The organism is Caballeronia sp. LZ043, assembly GCF_031451075.1.
Lineage (GTDB): Bacteria > Pseudomonadota > Gammaproteobacteria > Burkholderiales > Burkholderiaceae > Caballeronia.
Genome location: NZ_JARUXT010000004.1, coordinates 418,018 through 434,086, shown reverse-complemented (window position 1 = coordinate 434,086; position 16,069 = coordinate 418,018). Strand labels below are relative to the sequence as shown.

Sequence of the window (16,069 nt, the reverse complement as noted above, 5' to 3'; positions counted from 1 at the left end):
CACGCCACGCAGCGGCTGCCTCAGACCCGCTCCACCGGATGCGGCTCCTTCAACCGGTTCGCCACCCGAGCCGCCTCGAAGTAAGACCCATTCGGCGGACGCTTCAGATACTGCCCCGCGCCGCGCTCCGCGCGCAACTCGCCGTCCGTCCAGACAAGCGCGCCCCGCGAAAGCGTGCTGGTCGCGACGCCCTGCACCGTCATCCCCTCGAAGACATTGAAGTCCACGTTCTGATGATGCGTCTTCACGGAGATGGTGCGCGTCGCGTTTGGATCCCAGACGACCAGATCCGCGTCCGCCCCCACCTGCACCGCGCCCTTGCGCGGATACAGATTGAAGATCTGCGCCGCATTGGTCGAGGTCACGCGCACGAATTCGTTCGGCGTCAGGCGGCCCATGTTGACGCCGTGGTGCCACAGCACCGACATCCGGTCTTCCACGCCGCCGCAGCCGTTTGGAATGCGCGTGAAGTCCTCGCGGCCCATCGCCTTCTGCGACGCGCAGAACACGCAATGATCCGTCGCCGTGGTGTGCAATTGGCCCGATTGCAAGCCGCGCCACAAGGCCTCGCGATGTTCGGCCGACCGGAACGGCGGGCTCATCACGTGCGCGGCGGCACGCGTCCAGTCCGGATCGCGATAAACGGATTCATCGATCACCAGATGTCCCGGCAGCACCTCGCCGAACACGCGCAGGCCGTCGTTGCGCGCCTTAGCGATGACCTCGACGGCATCCTTCGCCGACACATGCACGATGTACAGCGGCACGCCGAGCACCTGCGCAATGCGGATCGCACGATTGGCGGCCTCACCCTCCACTTCCGGCGGACGCGACAGCGGATGCGCCTCCGGTCCGCGAAAGCCCTTGGCCAGCAACTGCTTCTGCAGCTGGAATACGAGTTCGCCGTTCTCGGCATGCACCGTCGGCAACGCGCCGAGTTCGAGCGAGCGCGTGAAGCTGTTCACCAGCACTTCGTCGTCGGCCATGATGGCGTTCTTGTACGCCATGAAATGCTTGAAGCTCGACACCCCATGTTCCTGCACGAGCAAACCCATGTCGCGGTGCACGGACTCGTCCCACCACGTCACCGCGACGTGAAAGCCATAATCCGCCGACGCCTTCTCGGCCCAGCCGCGCCACTCCTTGAACGCGTCCATCAGCGGCTGTTTCGGGCTCGGAATCACGAAGTCGATGATGCTCGTCGTGCCGCCCGACAAACCCGCCGCCGTGCCGGTGTAGAAGTCGTCGCTGGCGGTCGTGCCCATGAAGGGCAGTTCCATGTGCGTATGCGGATCGATGCCGCCGGGCATCACGTACTGCCCGCCCGCATCGACCGTCTGCGTGCCGGCGGGCGCGTCGAGATCCGTGCCGATGGCGAGTATCGCGCCGCCGGCCTGCCGGTCCGCGCACAGCACGTCGGCGCGCCAGGTGCGGTCCGCATCGATGATGGTACCGCCGCGAATCAGGATAGGCATGAGTCGTCCTCCAGAAAGCAATCCGATAATGAGCCGTTCAGGCGCTGAGTACGCCGGCGCGCGGCGAGCCGCGCAGTTTCATCCACGATCCATAGACCAGCGCCGCCAGCACGAGGCCCACGAACCACGCATACGTGTAGAGCGTATTGAAGAAAGCCGGTACACCCGGGAACGAGGCTGGAAACGCGGTGTGCAGGAAGCCCGGCAAGTTGGGCAGCACGCCGACCAGCAACGCAACCACGGCGGCCACGTTCCAGCCGTTGCTATACGAGTACTGGCCGTGCTCGTCGAAGAGTTCGCGCTGATCGAGCCGCGTGCCGCGAATCAGGAAGTAATCGACCATCAGGATGCCCGCCACCGGTCCGAGCAAGGCCGAATAGCCGACCAGCCAAGTGAAGATATAGCCCTGCGTGGTCGCGAGGATCTTCCACGGCATCATCACGATGGCGATGGTCGCCGTGATCATGCCGCCCGCCCGGTACGAAATGCCCTTCGGCCACAGGCTCGAAAAGTCATAGGCCGGTCCGACGAGATTGGCCGCGAGATTGCAGCACATGGTATCGAGCGTGAGAATCAGCAGCGCGACACCCACGCCGATGCCCGTCATGCGGCTCGTCAGGTCAATCGGGTCCCAGATGGCGTGGCCGTAGATCACGACCGTCGCCGAGGTCACGACCACCGAGATCACGGAGAGCAAGGCCATCGGCACGGGCAGTCCGATCGACTGGCCGATCACCTGATCACGCTGCGTGCGGGCGAAACGCGTGAAGTCGGGAATGTTGAGCGCGAGCGTCGCCCAAAAGCCGACCATCGCCGTGAGTCCCGGCCAGAAGGTCGCCCAGAACAACCCTTCCTTCTTGCCGCCCGCCGCGAACTGCGACGGCGCCGACAGCATCGAACCCAGTCCGCCCGCCTTCGAAGTCGCCCACCACACGAGCGCGATGCACATCACGACCTTGATCGGCGCCGACCAGCTTTCGAGCCAGCGGATCGAATCCGTGCCATGCCAGATGAAGTACAGCTGCAAGGCCCAGAACACAAGGAAGCACGCCAGCTGTCCGAGCGAGATGTCGATGAGCGGCAGCGCGGCACCGTGCAGCGCGTTGCCGGTGAGGATGTTCAACAGCGTGTAGATCGCGCTGCCGCCCAGCCAGGTCTGGATGCCGTACCAGCCGCACGCGACCACCGCCCGCAGCAGAGCGGGCAGCTTCGCGCCCTGCGTGCCGAACGACGAACGCACGAGCACCGCATAAGGAATGCCGTGCTTCGCGCCCGCATGGCCGATCAACAGCATCGGCGCGAGCACGATCAGGTTGCCGAGCAGCACGGTCAGCACCGCCTGCCACGGCGACATGCCCTGCTCCGTGAGACCTGCCGCGAGCATGTACGACGCGATGTTCATCACCATGCCGACCCACAGCGCCGCGAAGTGATACCACTTCCAGGTTCGCTGCGCGGGGCCGGTGGGCGCGAGATCGTCGTTGTACAGGCTGCTGGCCTCGACGTCGTGCGCTGTCTGCTTCATCGGATGCACTCCGGTTGATGTGTCCAGGAAACGATGGATGCGGAACGCTACGCCTCGCTCAGGCTGCCTTCACGGCCTCTTCGTCGGTCACGCGCGCCGGATTGTTCGGGTGCGTGGTCCAGTTCGCGTACTCGCCGGCATCGACGCGTTCCATCGTGATGCACTGCTCGACCGGGCACACATGCATGCACAGGTTGCAGCCGACACATTCCGCATCGACCACTTCGAAATGACGCTTGCCGTCCTTCTGCGCAAGAATGGCCTGATGCGATGTGTCCTCGCACGCGATATGACACAGCCCGCACTGAATGCACTTGTCCTGATCGATGCGCGCCTTGATGTCGTACTTGAGGTTGAGGTATTTCCAGTCGGTGACGTTGGGCACGGCGCGGCCGCGAATGTCGTCGAGCGTCGCGTAGCCTTTTTCGTCCATCCAGTTCGAGAGGCCATCCGCGAGATCGCTGACGATGCGAAAGCCGTAGTGCATCGCCGCCGTGCAGACCTGCACGCTGCCCGCGCCCAGCACCATGAACTCGGCCGCGTCGCGCCACGACGAGATACCGCCGATGCCCGAGATCGGCAGGTTCGGCGTCTCCGGATCGCGTGCGATTTCCGCGACCATGTTCAGCGCGATCGGCTTCACGGCCGGGCCGCAGTAGCCGCCGTGCGTGCCGCGGCCATCGACGGTGGGCATCGGCGCCATCTCGTCGAGATCGACGGCCACGATCGAGTTGATCGTGTTGATCAGCGACACGCCGTCCGCGCCGCCCTTGAACGCGGCGCGCGAGCCCATGCGGATGTCGCTGATGTTGGGCGTCAGCTTGACGAGGCACGGCAGCTTCGTGCCCTCCTTCACCCAGCGCGTGACCATCTCCACATATTCGGGCACCTGTCCCACAGCCGCGCCCATGCCGCGCTCGCTCATGCCGTGCGGACAGCCGAAGTTCAGTTCGACCGCATCGGCGCCCGTGTCCTCGACCTGCGTCAGGATCCACTTCCAGTCGCGTTCGTTGCACGGCACCATCAGCGACACGATCAGCGCGCGATCGGGCCAGTCGCGCTTCACCTGTTCGATCTCGCGCAGGTTGATGTCGAGCGGCCGGTCGGTAATCAGCTCGATGTTGTTCAGCCCCGCGATACGCTGGCCGTTCCATTGCACCGCGCCGTAGCGCGAACTCACGTTGACGACGTGCGGGTCCAGTCCCAGCGTCTTCCAGACCACGCCGCCCCAGCCCGCCTCGAAGGCGCGGTTGACGTTATAGGCCTTGTCGGTGGGCGGCGCGGAGGCCAGCCAGAAGGGATTCGGCGAAGTGATGCCGGCGATGTTGCAAGTCAGGTCAGCCATGTTCGTTGGATTCCTTCCAGGGATTCACGCAGGGATTCACGCAGCCTTGATGGCGGTCAGTTCGAACGATGCATCGATGGACGCCGCCGCGATCTTGCCGTCCTGCACGGCCTGCACGGTGAGATCGAGTCCTTCATGGGTCGCGCAGTCGCCGCCCGCCCAGACTTTCGCGAGGGTCGTCTGACGGTTCTCGTCCGTGACGATGCGTCCGCCATCCAGCGTCAGCAGTTCGCGCGCAACGCCCACCGGCACGAGCGTCTGACCGATCGCCTTCAGCACCATGTCGGCCTCGATCACGAAGCGCTCCGCGTCGCGCTCGAACTCCACGCCGCTCACCTGGCCGTCCATGCCGAGCAGCCGTACGGGCTTCGCATGCGTGACGATCGTGACGCCGTTGGTTTGCGCGAACTCGCGCTCCGCCCACGTTGCGCTCATGTTGTCGACGCCGCGCCGGTAAGCCATCGTCACGCTGGTCGCGCCGAGCTTGCGGCTCTGCACGCAGGCATCCACGGCCGTATTGCCGCCGCCGATCACAACGACACGCCGCCCCACCGGCACGCTCGCGAGTTCATCGGCCTGACGCACCTGCTCGATGAAATCCACCGCGTTCATCACGCCGCCGAGCGTCTCGCCTTCGAGCGCCAGCTCACGCACGCCCGCCAGCCCGAAGCCGATGAACACCGCGTCGTATTGCGTGCGCAGTTCGTCGAGCGTGACATCGCGGCCGAGCGCCATGCCCGTCCTGATCTCGATGCCGCCAATCGAATGCAGCCATTCGATCTCGCGTTGCGCATAGTCTTCGACCGTCTTGTACGCCGCGATGCCGTATTCGTTGAGGCCGCCCGGTTTGTCGCGCGCATCGAAGATCACCGCGCGATGTCCCGCCAGCGCGAGCCGGTACGCGCACGCGAGCCCCGCCGGACCCGCGCCGACGACCGCCACGCGCCGGCCCGTCTCCGGCGCGCGCGCGAACAAGGGCTCGCCCCGGGCCATTGCGCGGTCGGTGGCGTGACGCTGCAATGCGCCGATCGCCACCGGCTGGTCGCCCGGATGATTGCGTACGCAACTACCTTCGCAAAGAATCTCCGTCGGGCAGACGCGCGCACACATGCCGCCGAGCGGATTGGCGGAGAGAATGTCCACAGCGGCGCCCTTCAGGTTGCCGTTGCCGATCTTGCGAATGAAGCCGGGAATGTCGATTTGCGTGGGACAGGCCTGGATGCACGGCGCGTCGTAGCAATAAAAGCAGCGGCTCGCCGCAGCGGCCGCGGCGGTGGCGTCGAGCAAGGGCGCGACATCCGCGAATTCGCAGGCGAGCTGTTCCGGTGCAAGGCGTCCGGCCGCAATGTCGCCGATGGTTTTCATGGTCATACACGTTCCTCGATGAAGGCGTGACGATGCCTTCCGTCCGCGTGTGGGGTCGCGGACGGATTGATTTGCGATGACAAAAGCGTTGCTTAAGAGGCGGGTTCCGACGCGCGTTCGAGCATCGCGTGCAGGAGCACGTTGGCCCCCGACTCGATCCACTCCTGCGTCGCGTCTTCGATTTCGTTATGACTGATGCCGTCCACGCACGGCACGAACACCATCGATGTCGGTGCGACCCGCGCGAGATAGCACGCGTCGTGGCCCGCGCCCGACACCATGTCGCGATGCGAATAGCCGAAGCGCTGCGCCGCCGCGCGGACGGACGCGACACACGCGGCATCGAACTTGACGGGTTCGTAGTAGAAGATCTGCTCGAGTTCGGTCTGCAAGCCGATCTCGCCCGCAATGCGCTCGACGCCTTCGCGCAGCGCCGCATCCATGCGGGCGAGCACGGCGTCGTCGGGATGACGGAAGTCCACCGTGAAGAACACGCGACCCGGGATCACATTGCGTGAATTCGGATGCACCTGCAGCATGCCGACCGTCGCGCAGGCAAGCGGCGCATGGTCGAGGCCGATGCGGTTCACCAGATCCACCACGCGCGCGGCGCCGAGCAAGGCGTCCTTGCGGCGCGGCATCGGCGTGGGGCCCGCGTGCGCTTCCTGACCCGTCAGCGTGATCTCATACCAGCGCTGACCCTGCGCATCGGTCACGACGCCGATCGTCTTGTTTTCGGCTTCGAGTATCGGTCCCTGCTCGATGTGCAGTTCGAATGCCGCATGCAGCTTGCGCCCGCCGCATGGCTGATCGCCCGCATAGCCAATGCGCTTCAGTTCCTCGCCGATCGTCTTGCCGTCGGTGTCCTTGCGCGACAGGCCATAGTCGAGCGTGAAGGCGCCTGCGAAGACGCCGGACGCCACCATCGCCGGGGCGAAGCGCGAGCCTTCCTCGTTGGTCCAGATGACGACTTCGATCGGATGTTCGGTCTCGATGCCGCGATCGTTCAGCGAGCGGATCACTTCCAGTCCGCCGAGCACGCCATAGATGCCGTCAAAGCGGCCGCCGGTGGGCTGCGAATCGGCGTGTGAGCCGGTCATCACGGGCAAGGCGTCGAGGTTGCGGCCGGCGCGCCGCATGAACACGTTGCCCATCTGATCGACGCTCACCGTGCAGCCCGCTTCCTTCGCCCAGGAAACGATGAGATCGCGGCCTTCCCGGTCGAGGTCGGTCAGCGCCAGGCGGCACACGCCGCCTTTGGGCGTGGCGCCGATCTTCGCCATCGTCATGAGACTGTTCCACAGTCTCTCGCCGTTGACCTTGATGGATGTGTCGAGACCAGCCTCTCGAAGTGAATCCGTGACAGCGTTCATGCGGCGCGCTCCTTACTATCGGCCTTCGTCTGTGGGAACCGCGCTCGTGCATGCCGCACAGTGGCGGTGCACAAGTCTGTTCTGCGATGCATGCTGCAAGCGGTGTGCTTCTTTTCGACGGAGCACTTGTCGAATCCTGTCCGGTTGGACAGGTTGTAGCCGATTAAAATAAGCAAATCAACGTCTTTCGTGCGCAGGCGTACCAAGCGATTTGCATGCCATTGCTGTGCAGCATCGATGTGGCTTGGCTCAGGCGGCGCTTTCGTCGCGATGCAGCGCGGCGTGCATGAACGGCGCAATTGAGGCACGATGCGGCACACACGAGCTCGACAATCGACGATGAGACACGACGACGCGGCACACGGCATCACCGGAAGCGAGGCCGAGACGCCCCCCTTGCGGCGGCGCAAGGCGCAGATCCGCGAGAGCAACGAGGCGCAGTTGCTGGCCTGCGCGGAAGAGGTATTTGCGGAAAAGGGACTCGAAGGCGCGAGCACCGCGATGATCGCCGAGCGCGCCGGCCTGCCCAAGGCCAACCTGCATTACTACTTTCCGACCAAGCTGGCGCTGTACCGCCGGGTGCTCGAAGACCTGTTCGAAGACTGGCATCGCGCGGCGGACACGTTCGAATGCAGCGATGATCCGGTGGAAGCGATTGGCGGCTATGTCCGCGCGAAGATGGAGCTGTCGCGACGCAGGCCGCTCGGCTCGAAGGTGTGGGCGAGCGAGATCATCCACGGCGCCCATCACATGCAGGACATTCTCAACGAGCGCGTGAAGCCTTGGCTCGACACGCGCGTGAAGGTGATCGACGGCTGGGTCGCGCGCGGCCTGCTCGCGCCGGTCGAGGCGGATACCTTCATGTTCATGATCTGGGCGATCACCCAGCATTACGCCGACTTCGATGCACAGATCCGCGCGCTCAAGGGCAAACGTGCGCTGACGCGCAAGGCCTTCGATGCGCAGACGGAGGAAGTGGTCAGGCTCGTGATTCGCGCATGCGGCGCGGTGTCGCCTGGCAATGCAGACGCAGTCGAGAAATAAAAAAAACGCCGGTCGCTCTGTAGCGGCCGGCGTTCCGGTACTGCGTGATGCTTACTGCTTGCAGCGGTAATGCTTCACTGCCTACTGCATTTCTCGCATATACTGCTGGTAATGCCACTGCTCTTGCTTTCTGAGACTGCAACTACAACGTCAACTGCTTCTTCACCTTCAACTGCCACCTCAGTTGCTACATCAACTGCACCTGCTCTTCAACGCTGCTGTCCCGGCGCATCCGCCGGGTCGAATCAGTGACCGAAGTAGACCGAGTTGCGATCCGACATCGACACATTGGCGCGCGCTGCACCGTTCGCAGCACCCGACTGCGAGGTACCTGCGGTCGAAGCGCCATAAGCCGTCTGGCCGTCTTCGGCGTTCACGCGGGCTTGTGCTGCTTGCAGTTGCTGCGGATAGTTCACGCGGTCTTGCGACGGGTTGTAGCCGGCCTTTTCCAGTTGAACCAGTTCGGCGCGGACTTGAGCGCGGGTCACCGGCGCATTGCTTTGTGCAAACGCGAAGCTCGGAGCAGCAAGAGCAGTGGCGATGACGAGCGCGGGAACGAATGCCTTGATCATGATGAACCTCCAGATTGTCTTGTTTTGAAATCGAAACCGAATCGAAAGCTATTAAGTCGTTTCAGATTTTGTTTCGCTTGAAGACAGTGTAGGAGGCATGCAACCTAGGGGAAACCCCGATTTCAACGAAACTTATTTGTTCTTATTGCAATAATGCGTTTCTTCAGGTTAGAACGCCGACGGCAGTCCAAGTCGTGCCGGCCCGCTCCATCTTATTGATTTCAATGTTTTTTTTAAGAAATAAGCCGTACCTTGCCCGCTATCCCGCGGCAACGACGCGAAAACGTCATTGCGCATAGGCCAGCCAATCGCCATCTTCCTGACAGCTTCAATTGGCCTTCGCGCGGTCCCGATTCAAGTCGATACCGATATGCAGCCACCCCGCCTCGTCCTGCGCGATGCACGCTGCCGGTTGATCGAGCCGCATCGTGTCGCCTGAATGAAGCGTGAGACAAGCGCCATCGGCAAGCGCCATGTCGATCTGTCCGCTCACGCAAAAGACGAACGTCACATCATGCCCACACTCGATCGCATGCGTGCCCCGCAGGGCCTCGACAGTCGCGCGCGCGAGATCGCGACGCACCATCACGTTGAAATCGCGCGTCGGACCGTCGATCAGCGTCGCCTGAATCGCTGTCTCGCCCGCAAAGCGCGCCATGGCCAGCGGCCGGTCGAGCACATGCATCGCACCGCCCGCTTCCGCGAGCCGCATGCCTGCGCCATCGAGCAGCACGAGCACCCGATCGACGCCCGCAAACGAAGAGAACGCGCCATCCAGCGCCACATCCGCGAGCGAAAGACGCCACGCGAACCCATCCAGCGACGCGCCCTGCGGCCCCGTCGCGATTTCGCGCGTCATCCCGCCGCCGTTCTTCCACGGCTGCGGCACGAGCGAAGCTGCACGAATCATCATGAATTCAGAAGTGTCCGGTGAACTGATAGCGGTCGCCGGGATGCCAGAGGTTGGCCACGGACGCCACTGCGTCGCGCGACCAGGTGCGCCGGTGCAGCAGCAAACAAGGCGCGTGCTCTTTCATCGCGAGCGCAAGCCGGATCTCCGCCGACGGCACCGACGCCTCGATCCGATACTCCACGCGCTGCAACGGCGCCGCGCTCATCAGGTACTGGTTAGGCGTGATCGTCGTAAAGTCCTGACGCGCATATTCCGGCGCAAGCACGGGATTCACGTAACGTTCTTCGAGCTGCACGGGCTCGTCGTTTTCAAGATGCAGCACGCGCGAATGGAACACCGGACTGCCGAGCGCAAGCTGCATCTCGGCGGCCAGTTGTTCGTCGACGATGGACGCCCCCAGATGCAGCACCTGCGCACGATACGCATGCCCGCGCGCGGCAATCTCGTCCGAGATGCTGCGGATTTCCACGAGCGTCGACGCATATTTCGGCTGCGCGACGAAGGTGCCCGCGCCTTGCACGCGCGTGAGAACCTGCTCGGCGGTCAGCTCGCGCAGCGCACGGTTGACGGTCATGCGCGCCACCTTGAACTCCCGCGCGAGCTCGTTCTCTGAGGGCACCTGATCGCCCTCGCGCCATTCGCCCACATGGATGCGCCGGAGAATGTAGTCCTTGATCTCCTGATACGCAGGCGTGCTCATGCCACCTGTTCCGACGCGAACGCAAACGGGCTGTGCCGTGCAATCGCGCCCTGCTGCACGAGCGTGGCGATCGCCGCGATGTCCGGCGCGAAATAACGGTCGAGATCGTAATGCGGCACGTGTGCGCGCAAGGTCTCCATGACTTCGAGCAATGGCGCGCTGGTGCGATGCGGCGCGCGCAGATCGACGCCCTGCGCCGCGGCCAGCAGTTCGATGGCGAGGATGTTGGCCGTGTTGCTGGCGATATCGCCGAGCTTGCGTGCGGCGAAGGTAGCCATCGAGACGTGGTCTTCCTGGTTGGCAGAAGTCGGCAGCGAATCGACCGATGCCGGATGGGCCAGCGTCTTGTTCTCCGACGCCAGCGCCGCCGCCGTCACGTGCGCGATCATGAAGCCCGAGTTGACGCCGCCGTCGCGGACCAGGAACGGCGGCAGCCCGGAGAGCGTGGCGTCGATCAGCAGCGCGATGCGACGTTCCGCCAGCGCGCCGATTTCAGCGGCGGCGAGCGCGAGATTGTCGGCGGCGAAGGCGACCGGCTCCGCGTGAAAGTTGCCGCCCGAGAGGACTTCCCCGGTGTCGGGGAAGATCAGCGGATTGTCCGAGACCGCATTCGATTCGATCAGCAGCACTTCGGCCGCATGCCGCATCTGGTCGAGACACGCGCCCATCACCTGCGGCTGGCAGCGCAGGCTGTACGGGTCCTGCACTTTCTCGCAGTCCGCGTGCGACAGATTGATGCCCGAGCCCTTCAGCAGCGTCCGATACGCCGACGCCGCCTCGATCTGCCCGCGATGCCCGCGCAGTTCATGAATGCGCGCATCGAACGGCACGACCGAACCCGCCGCCGCATCCACCGACAGCGCGCCCGCGACCAGTCCGGTGCGGAACAGGTCCTCGATCGCGAACAGGTTATGCAGCGCGAGCGCCGCCGACGCCTGCGTGCCGTTGAGCAGCGCGAGGCCTTCCTTCGCCTGCAGCGTCAATGGCTTGAGACCGGCGGCCGCAAGACCGTCGGCGGCCTGGGCGCGCTCGCCGCGGATCGTCACTTCGCCGAGCCCGAGCAGGGCCGTCGACATATGCGCGAGCGGCGCGAGATCGCCCGATGCGCCGACCGAGCCCTTCACCGGAATGACCGGCAGGACGTCGGCGTTGAACAGCGTGACGAGCGCCTCGATGACCTCGCGGCGGATCCCCGAATGCCCGCGCCCGAGACTCGACAGCTTGAGCGCCATCAGGAGGCGCACGACGGGACGCGACATTGGCTCGCCGACGCCCACCGCATGCGACAGCACCAGATTCTTCTGCAGCAGTTCGAGCTGATCGGCGGGGATATGCGTGTTGGCGAGCCGCCCGAAGCCCGTATTGATGCCGTAGGCCGGATCGCCCTTTGCGGCGATCGCCGCGACGGCGCGCGCGCTGGCATCGATGGCGCCGAAGCTCGCGGGATCGAGCTCTAGCGTGTCCGAGCCGCGCGCGATGCGGCGCAATTGTGGCAAGGTCAACTGGCCGGGCGTGAGCATCATCATGATTCGTCCTGTCTATACAAGTTGGGCTCAAGTCTAAACGCAGCACGAGCCCGCGACAAGATCGAAACACAGGACATGCGGGATTCCACCAATCCTGCGGCAAGCGGAATCCGCATGTTGTCTATACATTTTCAGTCAGTCAAAGCACTTTTTCCATGACGTACTGGATGAAGCGCTCATCGCGCACGACCACGGCGCGCGCCAGCAGCATCGTGAAGCCGCAATATTCGAAGAACGGCTTCGCCGTGATGCTGGAATAGGTGTGCAGGCAGGTGATGCCGCACTCGTCGGCCTCGGCCTCGATCCGCGCGAGCAGCGAGGTCCCGACGCTTTGGCGCTGATATTTCGGATGGACGAACATCATGTCGATCAGGCCGTTCTTTTCCAGATCCGCGAATCCGGCGATGTCGCCATCGACCAGCGCCACCCAGGTCGGCCGGCTCGCGCGGGCGAGTTCCCATTCGTCGCGATCGACTTGCACCCATGCGTCGATTTGCGCCTGGTTGTAATCGGCCGAGGCTGTTTCGCGGATCGAATGCTGGAACAGCTCGATCACCGCCGATAGGTCACTCGGCTGATAGGGCCAGACTTCGATGAGCGGGAACCCTGCCATATCTTTACCTTCCTGCTTTCAAGAGTAAAAAAATCATTGCGTCAGCTGCATGCGCGGCCGGCGTGGAGACGCGGCGCGCAAACGTTTGACCTGATGCGTGTGAGAGGACGGCGACGGTATTGACACGCGTCGTGTCAGGTGGCCACGGCGACCGTCGCGATGCCGAGCGCGGTCATGAGCAGCGAGGCGCCCACGTGCAGGGCGATCTCGGTGAATGCCCAGCCGAGCCGTCCTTGCTGAAGATGCGCGACCACTTCGGCGGAAAACGACGAGAACGTCGAAAGTCCGCCCATCAGCCCGGTGATGATGAAGAGCCGCCATTCCACCGGGATATCGGGGAAGCGCGCGAAGACCGCGACTGCCACGCCGATGATGTAGCCCGCGATGACGTTGGCCGCGAACGTGCCGAGCGGCAGGTTCGGAAAGACGGCGTTGAGACGCAGGCTCAAGACCCACCTGAGCAGCGACCCCAGGCCGCCGCCGATTCCCACGGCGATGATCGACAGATACATGTCAGTGTTGAACCGCTTCGATGTTGTTTGGATGATGCGATGGCTGCGCGGGCAGACTCATGCCGCGCCGGCAAGCCGCCCGATCAGCGCTTCGCGGCTCGGCTCGACGATCCATCCGTCGCGGTGCCGCACGTGCGCGGCCCACGTGCCGTCGCGCCGCTGTTCCCAACTGCCGGCGTCATGACCGTCGATGAACAGCGAGCCGCGCGCCGCGACCTGGGGCGCGGCGGGATCGAGGGTTTCGTCGTCGTTGTGTTCGAGCTTCACGTCGTGCATGAGGGTCGCCTGCGATGTGCGTCAAGGGTAGCCAGTCCTACGGCGGGCTCCATTCTAGCGACAGACCACCCGATCCGTTAAGGCGCTTAACGTAACATGAAGGACATTGCCGAAAGGCAATTTAATGTGCGCACCACATGTTCGATGCAGGGCCCATCGAAAGCGAGCGTGACGGCATCGATGCGTTCGAGCGCAGGCCACTGGCCGAAGAGATCGGCGTAGGCGCTGCTCTGCGCGCGCAGTTCACAGCGATGCTCAGCGCGTGAAAGCTTGGGCATCCGATCAAGCGAAGCCGCGCCTTCGATAGTCTCGCGCGCCGCGAGCTGGATCGCCTCGCAGGCGGCTGTGGGCGTTTCAGTCACGCCGCTCGAATAGCCGTGCGCGGTCTTGACGCACAGGAAGCGCGCGCCGGGAAACACCGGCAGCGTTTCGGCGCCGAATACGTCGTCGCCGGTGAGCAGCGCGACACGTGCGCCGCGTTCCTCGGCGAGCCGGCCATACAGGCCCGCTTCGCCGGTTTCCTCGCCGTCGAGCGTGACGCGCGCGAACGCCGCGCTGTTAATGGTGTGCGCGAGAATGCCGCGGCTTTGCGCACGCGCGTGATAGCCGATCATGAACACCACATCGGGCGTGGCTTCGAGACCCGCCATCATGCCGAGCGTACGCGGCTTGCCGAGCACGAGGCGCACGCGCGGATCGAACAGGTCGGGCAGCAGATTGCGAAAGCCGCCATGCGAATCGTTGATCCATACCTGCGTCGCGCCGCCTTCGAACGCACCGAGCGCGGCCGCGTTGGCCTCGCGGGACATCCAGCGGCGCGCCTGCTCGTACTCGCCGTTGCCGGCGCGCACTTGCTCCGGATGGAACACGCCCGCGATGCCTTCGATATCCGTCGAAATAAGGACTTTCATGATCGCGCCTGCAAAGCTTCGTTGAGCGAGACACGCCGATGGCCGTCGCGCCCCGTGACCGTCTGCGCACTGAACAGCGCGTCGAGAATGGCTTGTTCGATGCTGTCGGCGGCGGCCTGGAACAGCGGGTCGAGCGCGGCATCGGCGAGCAGCGGCGGCACGTTCACGTAAGCGGCGTCGTGTGGCACGGTATAAGCCGTCGAGAAGGCCAGCGCGATGTCGCCGCTGCCATGTCCATAAACCGAACCGGTGCGCGCGAGGCCCGCCGCCGCGCGCTGCGCGAGCCGCCGCAACTGGCGCGCATCGAGCGGCGCGTCGGTGGCGACGAGCATGATGATCGAGCCCTGCTCGGGCTGTGCTTTCGCATCGCCGTGCAACTCGCGGCCGAGCGCCACACCGTCGATGGTCAGTTGCGGCAAGCGGCCGAAATTGGCGAGCACGAGCGCACCGGTCGTGTAATCGCTTGCCTCGACGCGCGCCACGCGCGACGCCGTGCCGATGCCGCCCTTCAGTTCGAAGCACGACATGCCGCGCCCCGCGCCCACCGCGCCGCGCTCGAACGTGGCGCTGCAGGCATCGAGCGCGCTGCCGTAATGCGCTTCGTCCACGGCAAGCGCCTGCAAGTCGTTGAGATAGCTGTCGTTGCATTCGAGCACGAGCGGATTGACGCTCGGCTCCTCGCGCCCGATGCGCGGATTCGCGCGAATCGCCGCGCGAATCTGCGCATTCGCGACCGTGCCGACGCCGAACGTGTTGGTCAGCGCGATGGGCGTTTCCAGCACGCCGAGTTCTTCCACCTGAACGAGCCCGATGCTCTTGCCGAAGCCATTGATGACGCAGACGCCGGCGGGCGTCTTCGCGCGGTACGGATCGCCGGGATGGGTACGCAATACCGTGACGCCGGTCTGGATCGCGCCTTGATCGAGCGTGCAATGACCGACGCTTACGCCGGCGACGTCCGTGATGCTGCCGCGCGCGCCCGCCCGCAACCTGCCGATATGCGGTACCTGCATCATGGCCGGTCGAGCTTCGGATCGAGCGCGTCGCGCAGGCCGTCGCCGAGCAGGTTGAAGGCGAGCACCGTGAAGAAGATGGCCAGGCTAGGGAAGATCGCGACGTGCGGCGCCATGGCCATGTCGGCGCGTGCTTCGTTGAGCATCGCGCCCCACTCGGGCGTCGGCGGCTGCGCGCCGAGGCCGAGGAACGACAGGCTGGCGGCAGTGATGATCGACGTGCCGATGCGCATCGTGAAGTACACGACCACCGATGAAATCGTGCCCGGCAGGATGTGCCGCGCGAGAATCGTCCAGTCCGACGCGCCGATGCTCCGCGCCGCCTCGATGTAAGTCAGATGCTTGAGCGCGAGCGTGTTGCCGCGCACCAGCCGCGCGAACGCGGGAATGCTGAAGATCGCGACCGCGCACACCACGTTCACCATGCCGTTGCCGAGAATCGCGACGACGCCGATGGCAAGCAGAATGCCAGGAAACGCGAACAGCACGTCGGCGACGCGCATGACGATGCGGTCCCACCAGCCTTCGTAGTAACCGGCGAGCAGCCCGAAGAAGGTGCCGATGACCGCGCCGATCACGACCGACAGCAGGCCTGCCGTCAACGAGATGCGGCTGCCGACGAGGATCCGGCTCAAAATATCGCGCCCGAGCGAATCGACGCCGAGCCAGTGCGCCGCCGAAGGACCCGCGTTGAGCGCGTCGTAGTCGAAGTAGTTCTCCGGATCATAGGGCGCGATATACGGCGCGATGATCGCGATCACCACCAGCAGCAACACGAACCCCGCCGCGATCAATGCAACATGCTGCCGTTTGAACTTGCGCCAGAATTCGCGCCACGGCGTGCGGATCTCCTGCGCGGCATTCACTGCGCTTTCTGCGGTCGCGCTCATGCGGTCCTCACTTGAC

General features: G+C 64.5%; 16 protein-coding genes. 1 reads left to right on the top strand and 15 read right to left on the bottom strand.

All coding sequences use genetic code 11. The features are described from left to right. Nucleotides 1–20: 20 nt before the first annotated feature. From hydA to QCE64_RS29430, 5 genes are all read right to left on the bottom strand, one after another. On the bottom strand, nt 21–1,475 hold the full coding sequence (gene hydA / locus QCE64_RS29450; protein ID WP_309925893.1) for a dihydropyrimidinase: 1,455 nt from the start codon (nt 1,473–1,475) through the stop codon (nt 21–23). 37 nt (nt 1,476–1,512) lie between these two features. Further along, a complete protein-coding gene (locus QCE64_RS29445; protein WP_309925891.1) occupies nt 1,513–3,000 on the bottom strand; it encodes an NCS1 family nucleobase:cation symporter-1 in 1,488 nt (495 codons plus the stop codon). Nucleotides 3,001–3,058: 58 nt separating this feature from the next. After that, nucleotides 3,059–4,345: an NAD-dependent dihydropyrimidine dehydrogenase subunit PreA gene (gene preA / locus QCE64_RS29440; protein ID WP_310007704.1), complete on the bottom strand. Its 1,287-nt coding sequence runs from the start codon at nt 4,343–4,345 to the stop codon at nt 3,059–3,061. Nucleotides 4,346–4,381: 36 nt separating this feature from the next. Beyond that, nucleotides 4,382–5,716 carry an NAD(P)-dependent oxidoreductase gene (locus tag QCE64_RS29435; protein ID WP_310007702.1) on the bottom strand — a complete coding sequence of 445 codons (1,335 nt, stop codon included), beginning with the start codon at nt 5,714–5,716 and terminating at the stop codon, nt 4,382–4,384. 86 nt (nt 5,717–5,802) lie between these two features. Further along, complete coding sequence (locus tag QCE64_RS29430; RefSeq protein WP_309934525.1) at nt 5,803–7,083, bottom strand: Zn-dependent hydrolase; 1,281 nt, start codon at nt 7,081–7,083, stop codon at nt 5,803–5,805. Nucleotides 7,084–7,422: 339 nt separating this feature from the next. On the opposite strand from QCE64_RS29430, the gene QCE64_RS29425 reads away from it, so the two are divergent. After that, entirely contained in the window at nt 7,423–8,127 is a 705-nt protein-coding gene (locus QCE64_RS29425; RefSeq protein ID WP_404987555.1) for a TetR/AcrR family transcriptional regulator, read from the top strand. A 245-nt stretch (nt 8,128–8,372) separates the two neighbouring features. On the opposite strand, the gene QCE64_RS29420 is transcribed toward QCE64_RS29425, so the two are convergent. From QCE64_RS29420 to gsiD, 10 genes are all read right to left on the bottom strand, one after another. Next, nucleotides 8,373–8,696 carry a DUF4148 domain-containing protein gene (locus QCE64_RS29420; RefSeq protein ID WP_309927490.1) on the bottom strand — a complete coding sequence of 108 codons (324 nt, stop codon included), beginning with the start codon at nt 8,694–8,696 and terminating at the stop codon, nt 8,373–8,375. Between the two features lie 331 nt (nt 8,697–9,027). Beyond that, entirely contained in the window at nt 9,028–9,609 is a 582-nt protein-coding gene (locus tag QCE64_RS29415) for a HutD family protein (protein ID WP_310008596.1), read from the bottom strand. Between the two features lie 7 nt (nt 9,610–9,616). Continuing rightward, nucleotides 9,617–10,312, bottom strand: coding sequence for a histidine utilization repressor (gene hutC / locus QCE64_RS29410; protein ID WP_309925882.1), 696 nt, complete (start codon nt 10,310–10,312; stop codon nt 9,617–9,619). After that, nucleotides 10,309–11,838, bottom strand: coding sequence for a histidine ammonia-lyase (gene hutH / locus QCE64_RS29405; RefSeq protein ID WP_309934523.1), 1,530 nt, complete (start codon nt 11,836–11,838; stop codon nt 10,309–10,311). Before hutH ends, hutC begins: the two co-directional genes overlap by 4 nt. A gap of 139 nt (nt 11,839–11,977) precedes the next feature. Then, a complete protein-coding gene (locus tag QCE64_RS29400; protein ID WP_309925879.1) occupies nt 11,978–12,451 on the bottom strand; it encodes a GNAT family N-acetyltransferase in 474 nt (157 codons plus the stop codon). A gap of 134 nt (nt 12,452–12,585) precedes the next feature. After that, nucleotides 12,586–12,963, bottom strand: coding sequence for a fluoride efflux transporter CrcB (gene crcB / locus QCE64_RS29395; RefSeq protein WP_309925878.1), 378 nt, complete (start codon nt 12,961–12,963; stop codon nt 12,586–12,588). 57 nt (nt 12,964–13,020) lie between these two features. Beyond that, nucleotides 13,021–13,239 (bottom strand): hypothetical protein, encoded by a 219-nt coding sequence (locus QCE64_RS29390; protein ID WP_310007699.1) that lies wholly within the window; start codon nt 13,237–13,239, stop codon nt 13,021–13,023. An 86-nt stretch (nt 13,240–13,325) separates the two neighbouring features. Beyond that, nucleotides 13,326–14,150 carry a M55 family metallopeptidase gene (locus tag QCE64_RS29385; protein ID WP_310007697.1) on the bottom strand — a complete coding sequence of 275 codons (825 nt, stop codon included), beginning with the start codon at nt 14,148–14,150 and terminating at the stop codon, nt 13,326–13,328. Continuing rightward, nucleotides 14,147–15,166 (bottom strand): P1 family peptidase, encoded by a 1,020-nt coding sequence (locus tag QCE64_RS29380; protein ID WP_310007695.1) that lies wholly within the window; start codon nt 15,164–15,166, stop codon nt 14,147–14,149. Before QCE64_RS29380 ends, QCE64_RS29385 begins: the two co-directional genes overlap by 4 nt. Continuing rightward, nucleotides 15,163–16,053, bottom strand: coding sequence for a glutathione ABC transporter permease GsiD (gsiD, locus tag QCE64_RS29375; protein WP_309819600.1), 891 nt, complete (start codon nt 16,051–16,053; stop codon nt 15,163–15,165). The genes QCE64_RS29380 and gsiD overlap by 4 nt, the downstream gene beginning before the upstream one ends. Nucleotides 16,054–16,069: the final 16 nt, after the last annotated feature.

Coding starts and splice junctions, on each gene's coding strand:
- QCE64_RS29415 (WP_310008596.1), bottom strand. CDS start 9,609: ATGATTCGTGCAGCTTCGCTCGTGCCGCAGCCGTGGAAGAACGGCGGC.
- QCE64_RS29400 (WP_309925879.1), bottom strand. CDS start 12,451: ATGGCAGGGTTCCCGCTCATCGAAGTCTGGCCCTATCAGCCGAGTGAC.
- QCE64_RS29425 (WP_404987555.1), top strand. CDS start 7,423: ATGAGACACGACGACGCGGCACACGGCATCACCGGAAGCGAGGCCGAG.
- gsiD (WP_309819600.1), bottom strand. CDS start 16,053: ATGAGCGCGACCGCAGAAAGCGCAGTGAATGCCGCGCAGGAGATCCGC.
- hydA (WP_309925893.1), bottom strand. CDS start 1,475: ATGCCTATCCTGATTCGCGGCGGTACCATCATCGATGCGGACCGCACC.
- hutC (WP_309925882.1), bottom strand. CDS start 10,312: ATGAGCACGCCTGCGTATCAGGAGATCAAGGACTACATTCTCCGGCGC.
- QCE64_RS29380 (WP_310007695.1), bottom strand. CDS start 15,166: ATGATGCAGGTACCGCATATCGGCAGGTTGCGGGCGGGCGCGCGCGGC.
- QCE64_RS29430 (WP_309934525.1), bottom strand. CDS start 7,083: ATGAACGCTGTCACGGATTCACTTCGAGAGGCTGGTCTCGACACATCC.
- QCE64_RS29385 (WP_310007697.1), bottom strand. CDS start 14,150: ATGAAAGTCCTTATTTCGACGGATATCGAAGGCATCGCGGGCGTGTTC.
- preA (WP_310007704.1), bottom strand. CDS start 4,345: ATGGCTGACCTGACTTGCAACATCGCCGGCATCACTTCGCCGAATCCC.
- hutH (WP_309934523.1), bottom strand. CDS start 11,838: ATGATGATGCTCACGCCCGGCCAGTTGACCTTGCCACAATTGCGCCGC.
- QCE64_RS29435 (WP_310007702.1), bottom strand. CDS start 5,716: ATGACCATGAAAACCATCGGCGACATTGCGGCCGGACGCCTTGCACCG.
- QCE64_RS29390 (WP_310007699.1), bottom strand. CDS start 13,239: ATGCACGACGTGAAGCTCGAACACAACGACGACGAAACCCTCGATCCC.
- crcB (WP_309925878.1), bottom strand. CDS start 12,963: ATGTATCTGTCGATCATCGCCGTGGGAATCGGCGGCGGCCTGGGGTCG.
- QCE64_RS29445 (WP_309925891.1), bottom strand. CDS start 3,000: ATGAAGCAGACAGCGCACGACGTCGAGGCCAGCAGCCTGTACAACGAC.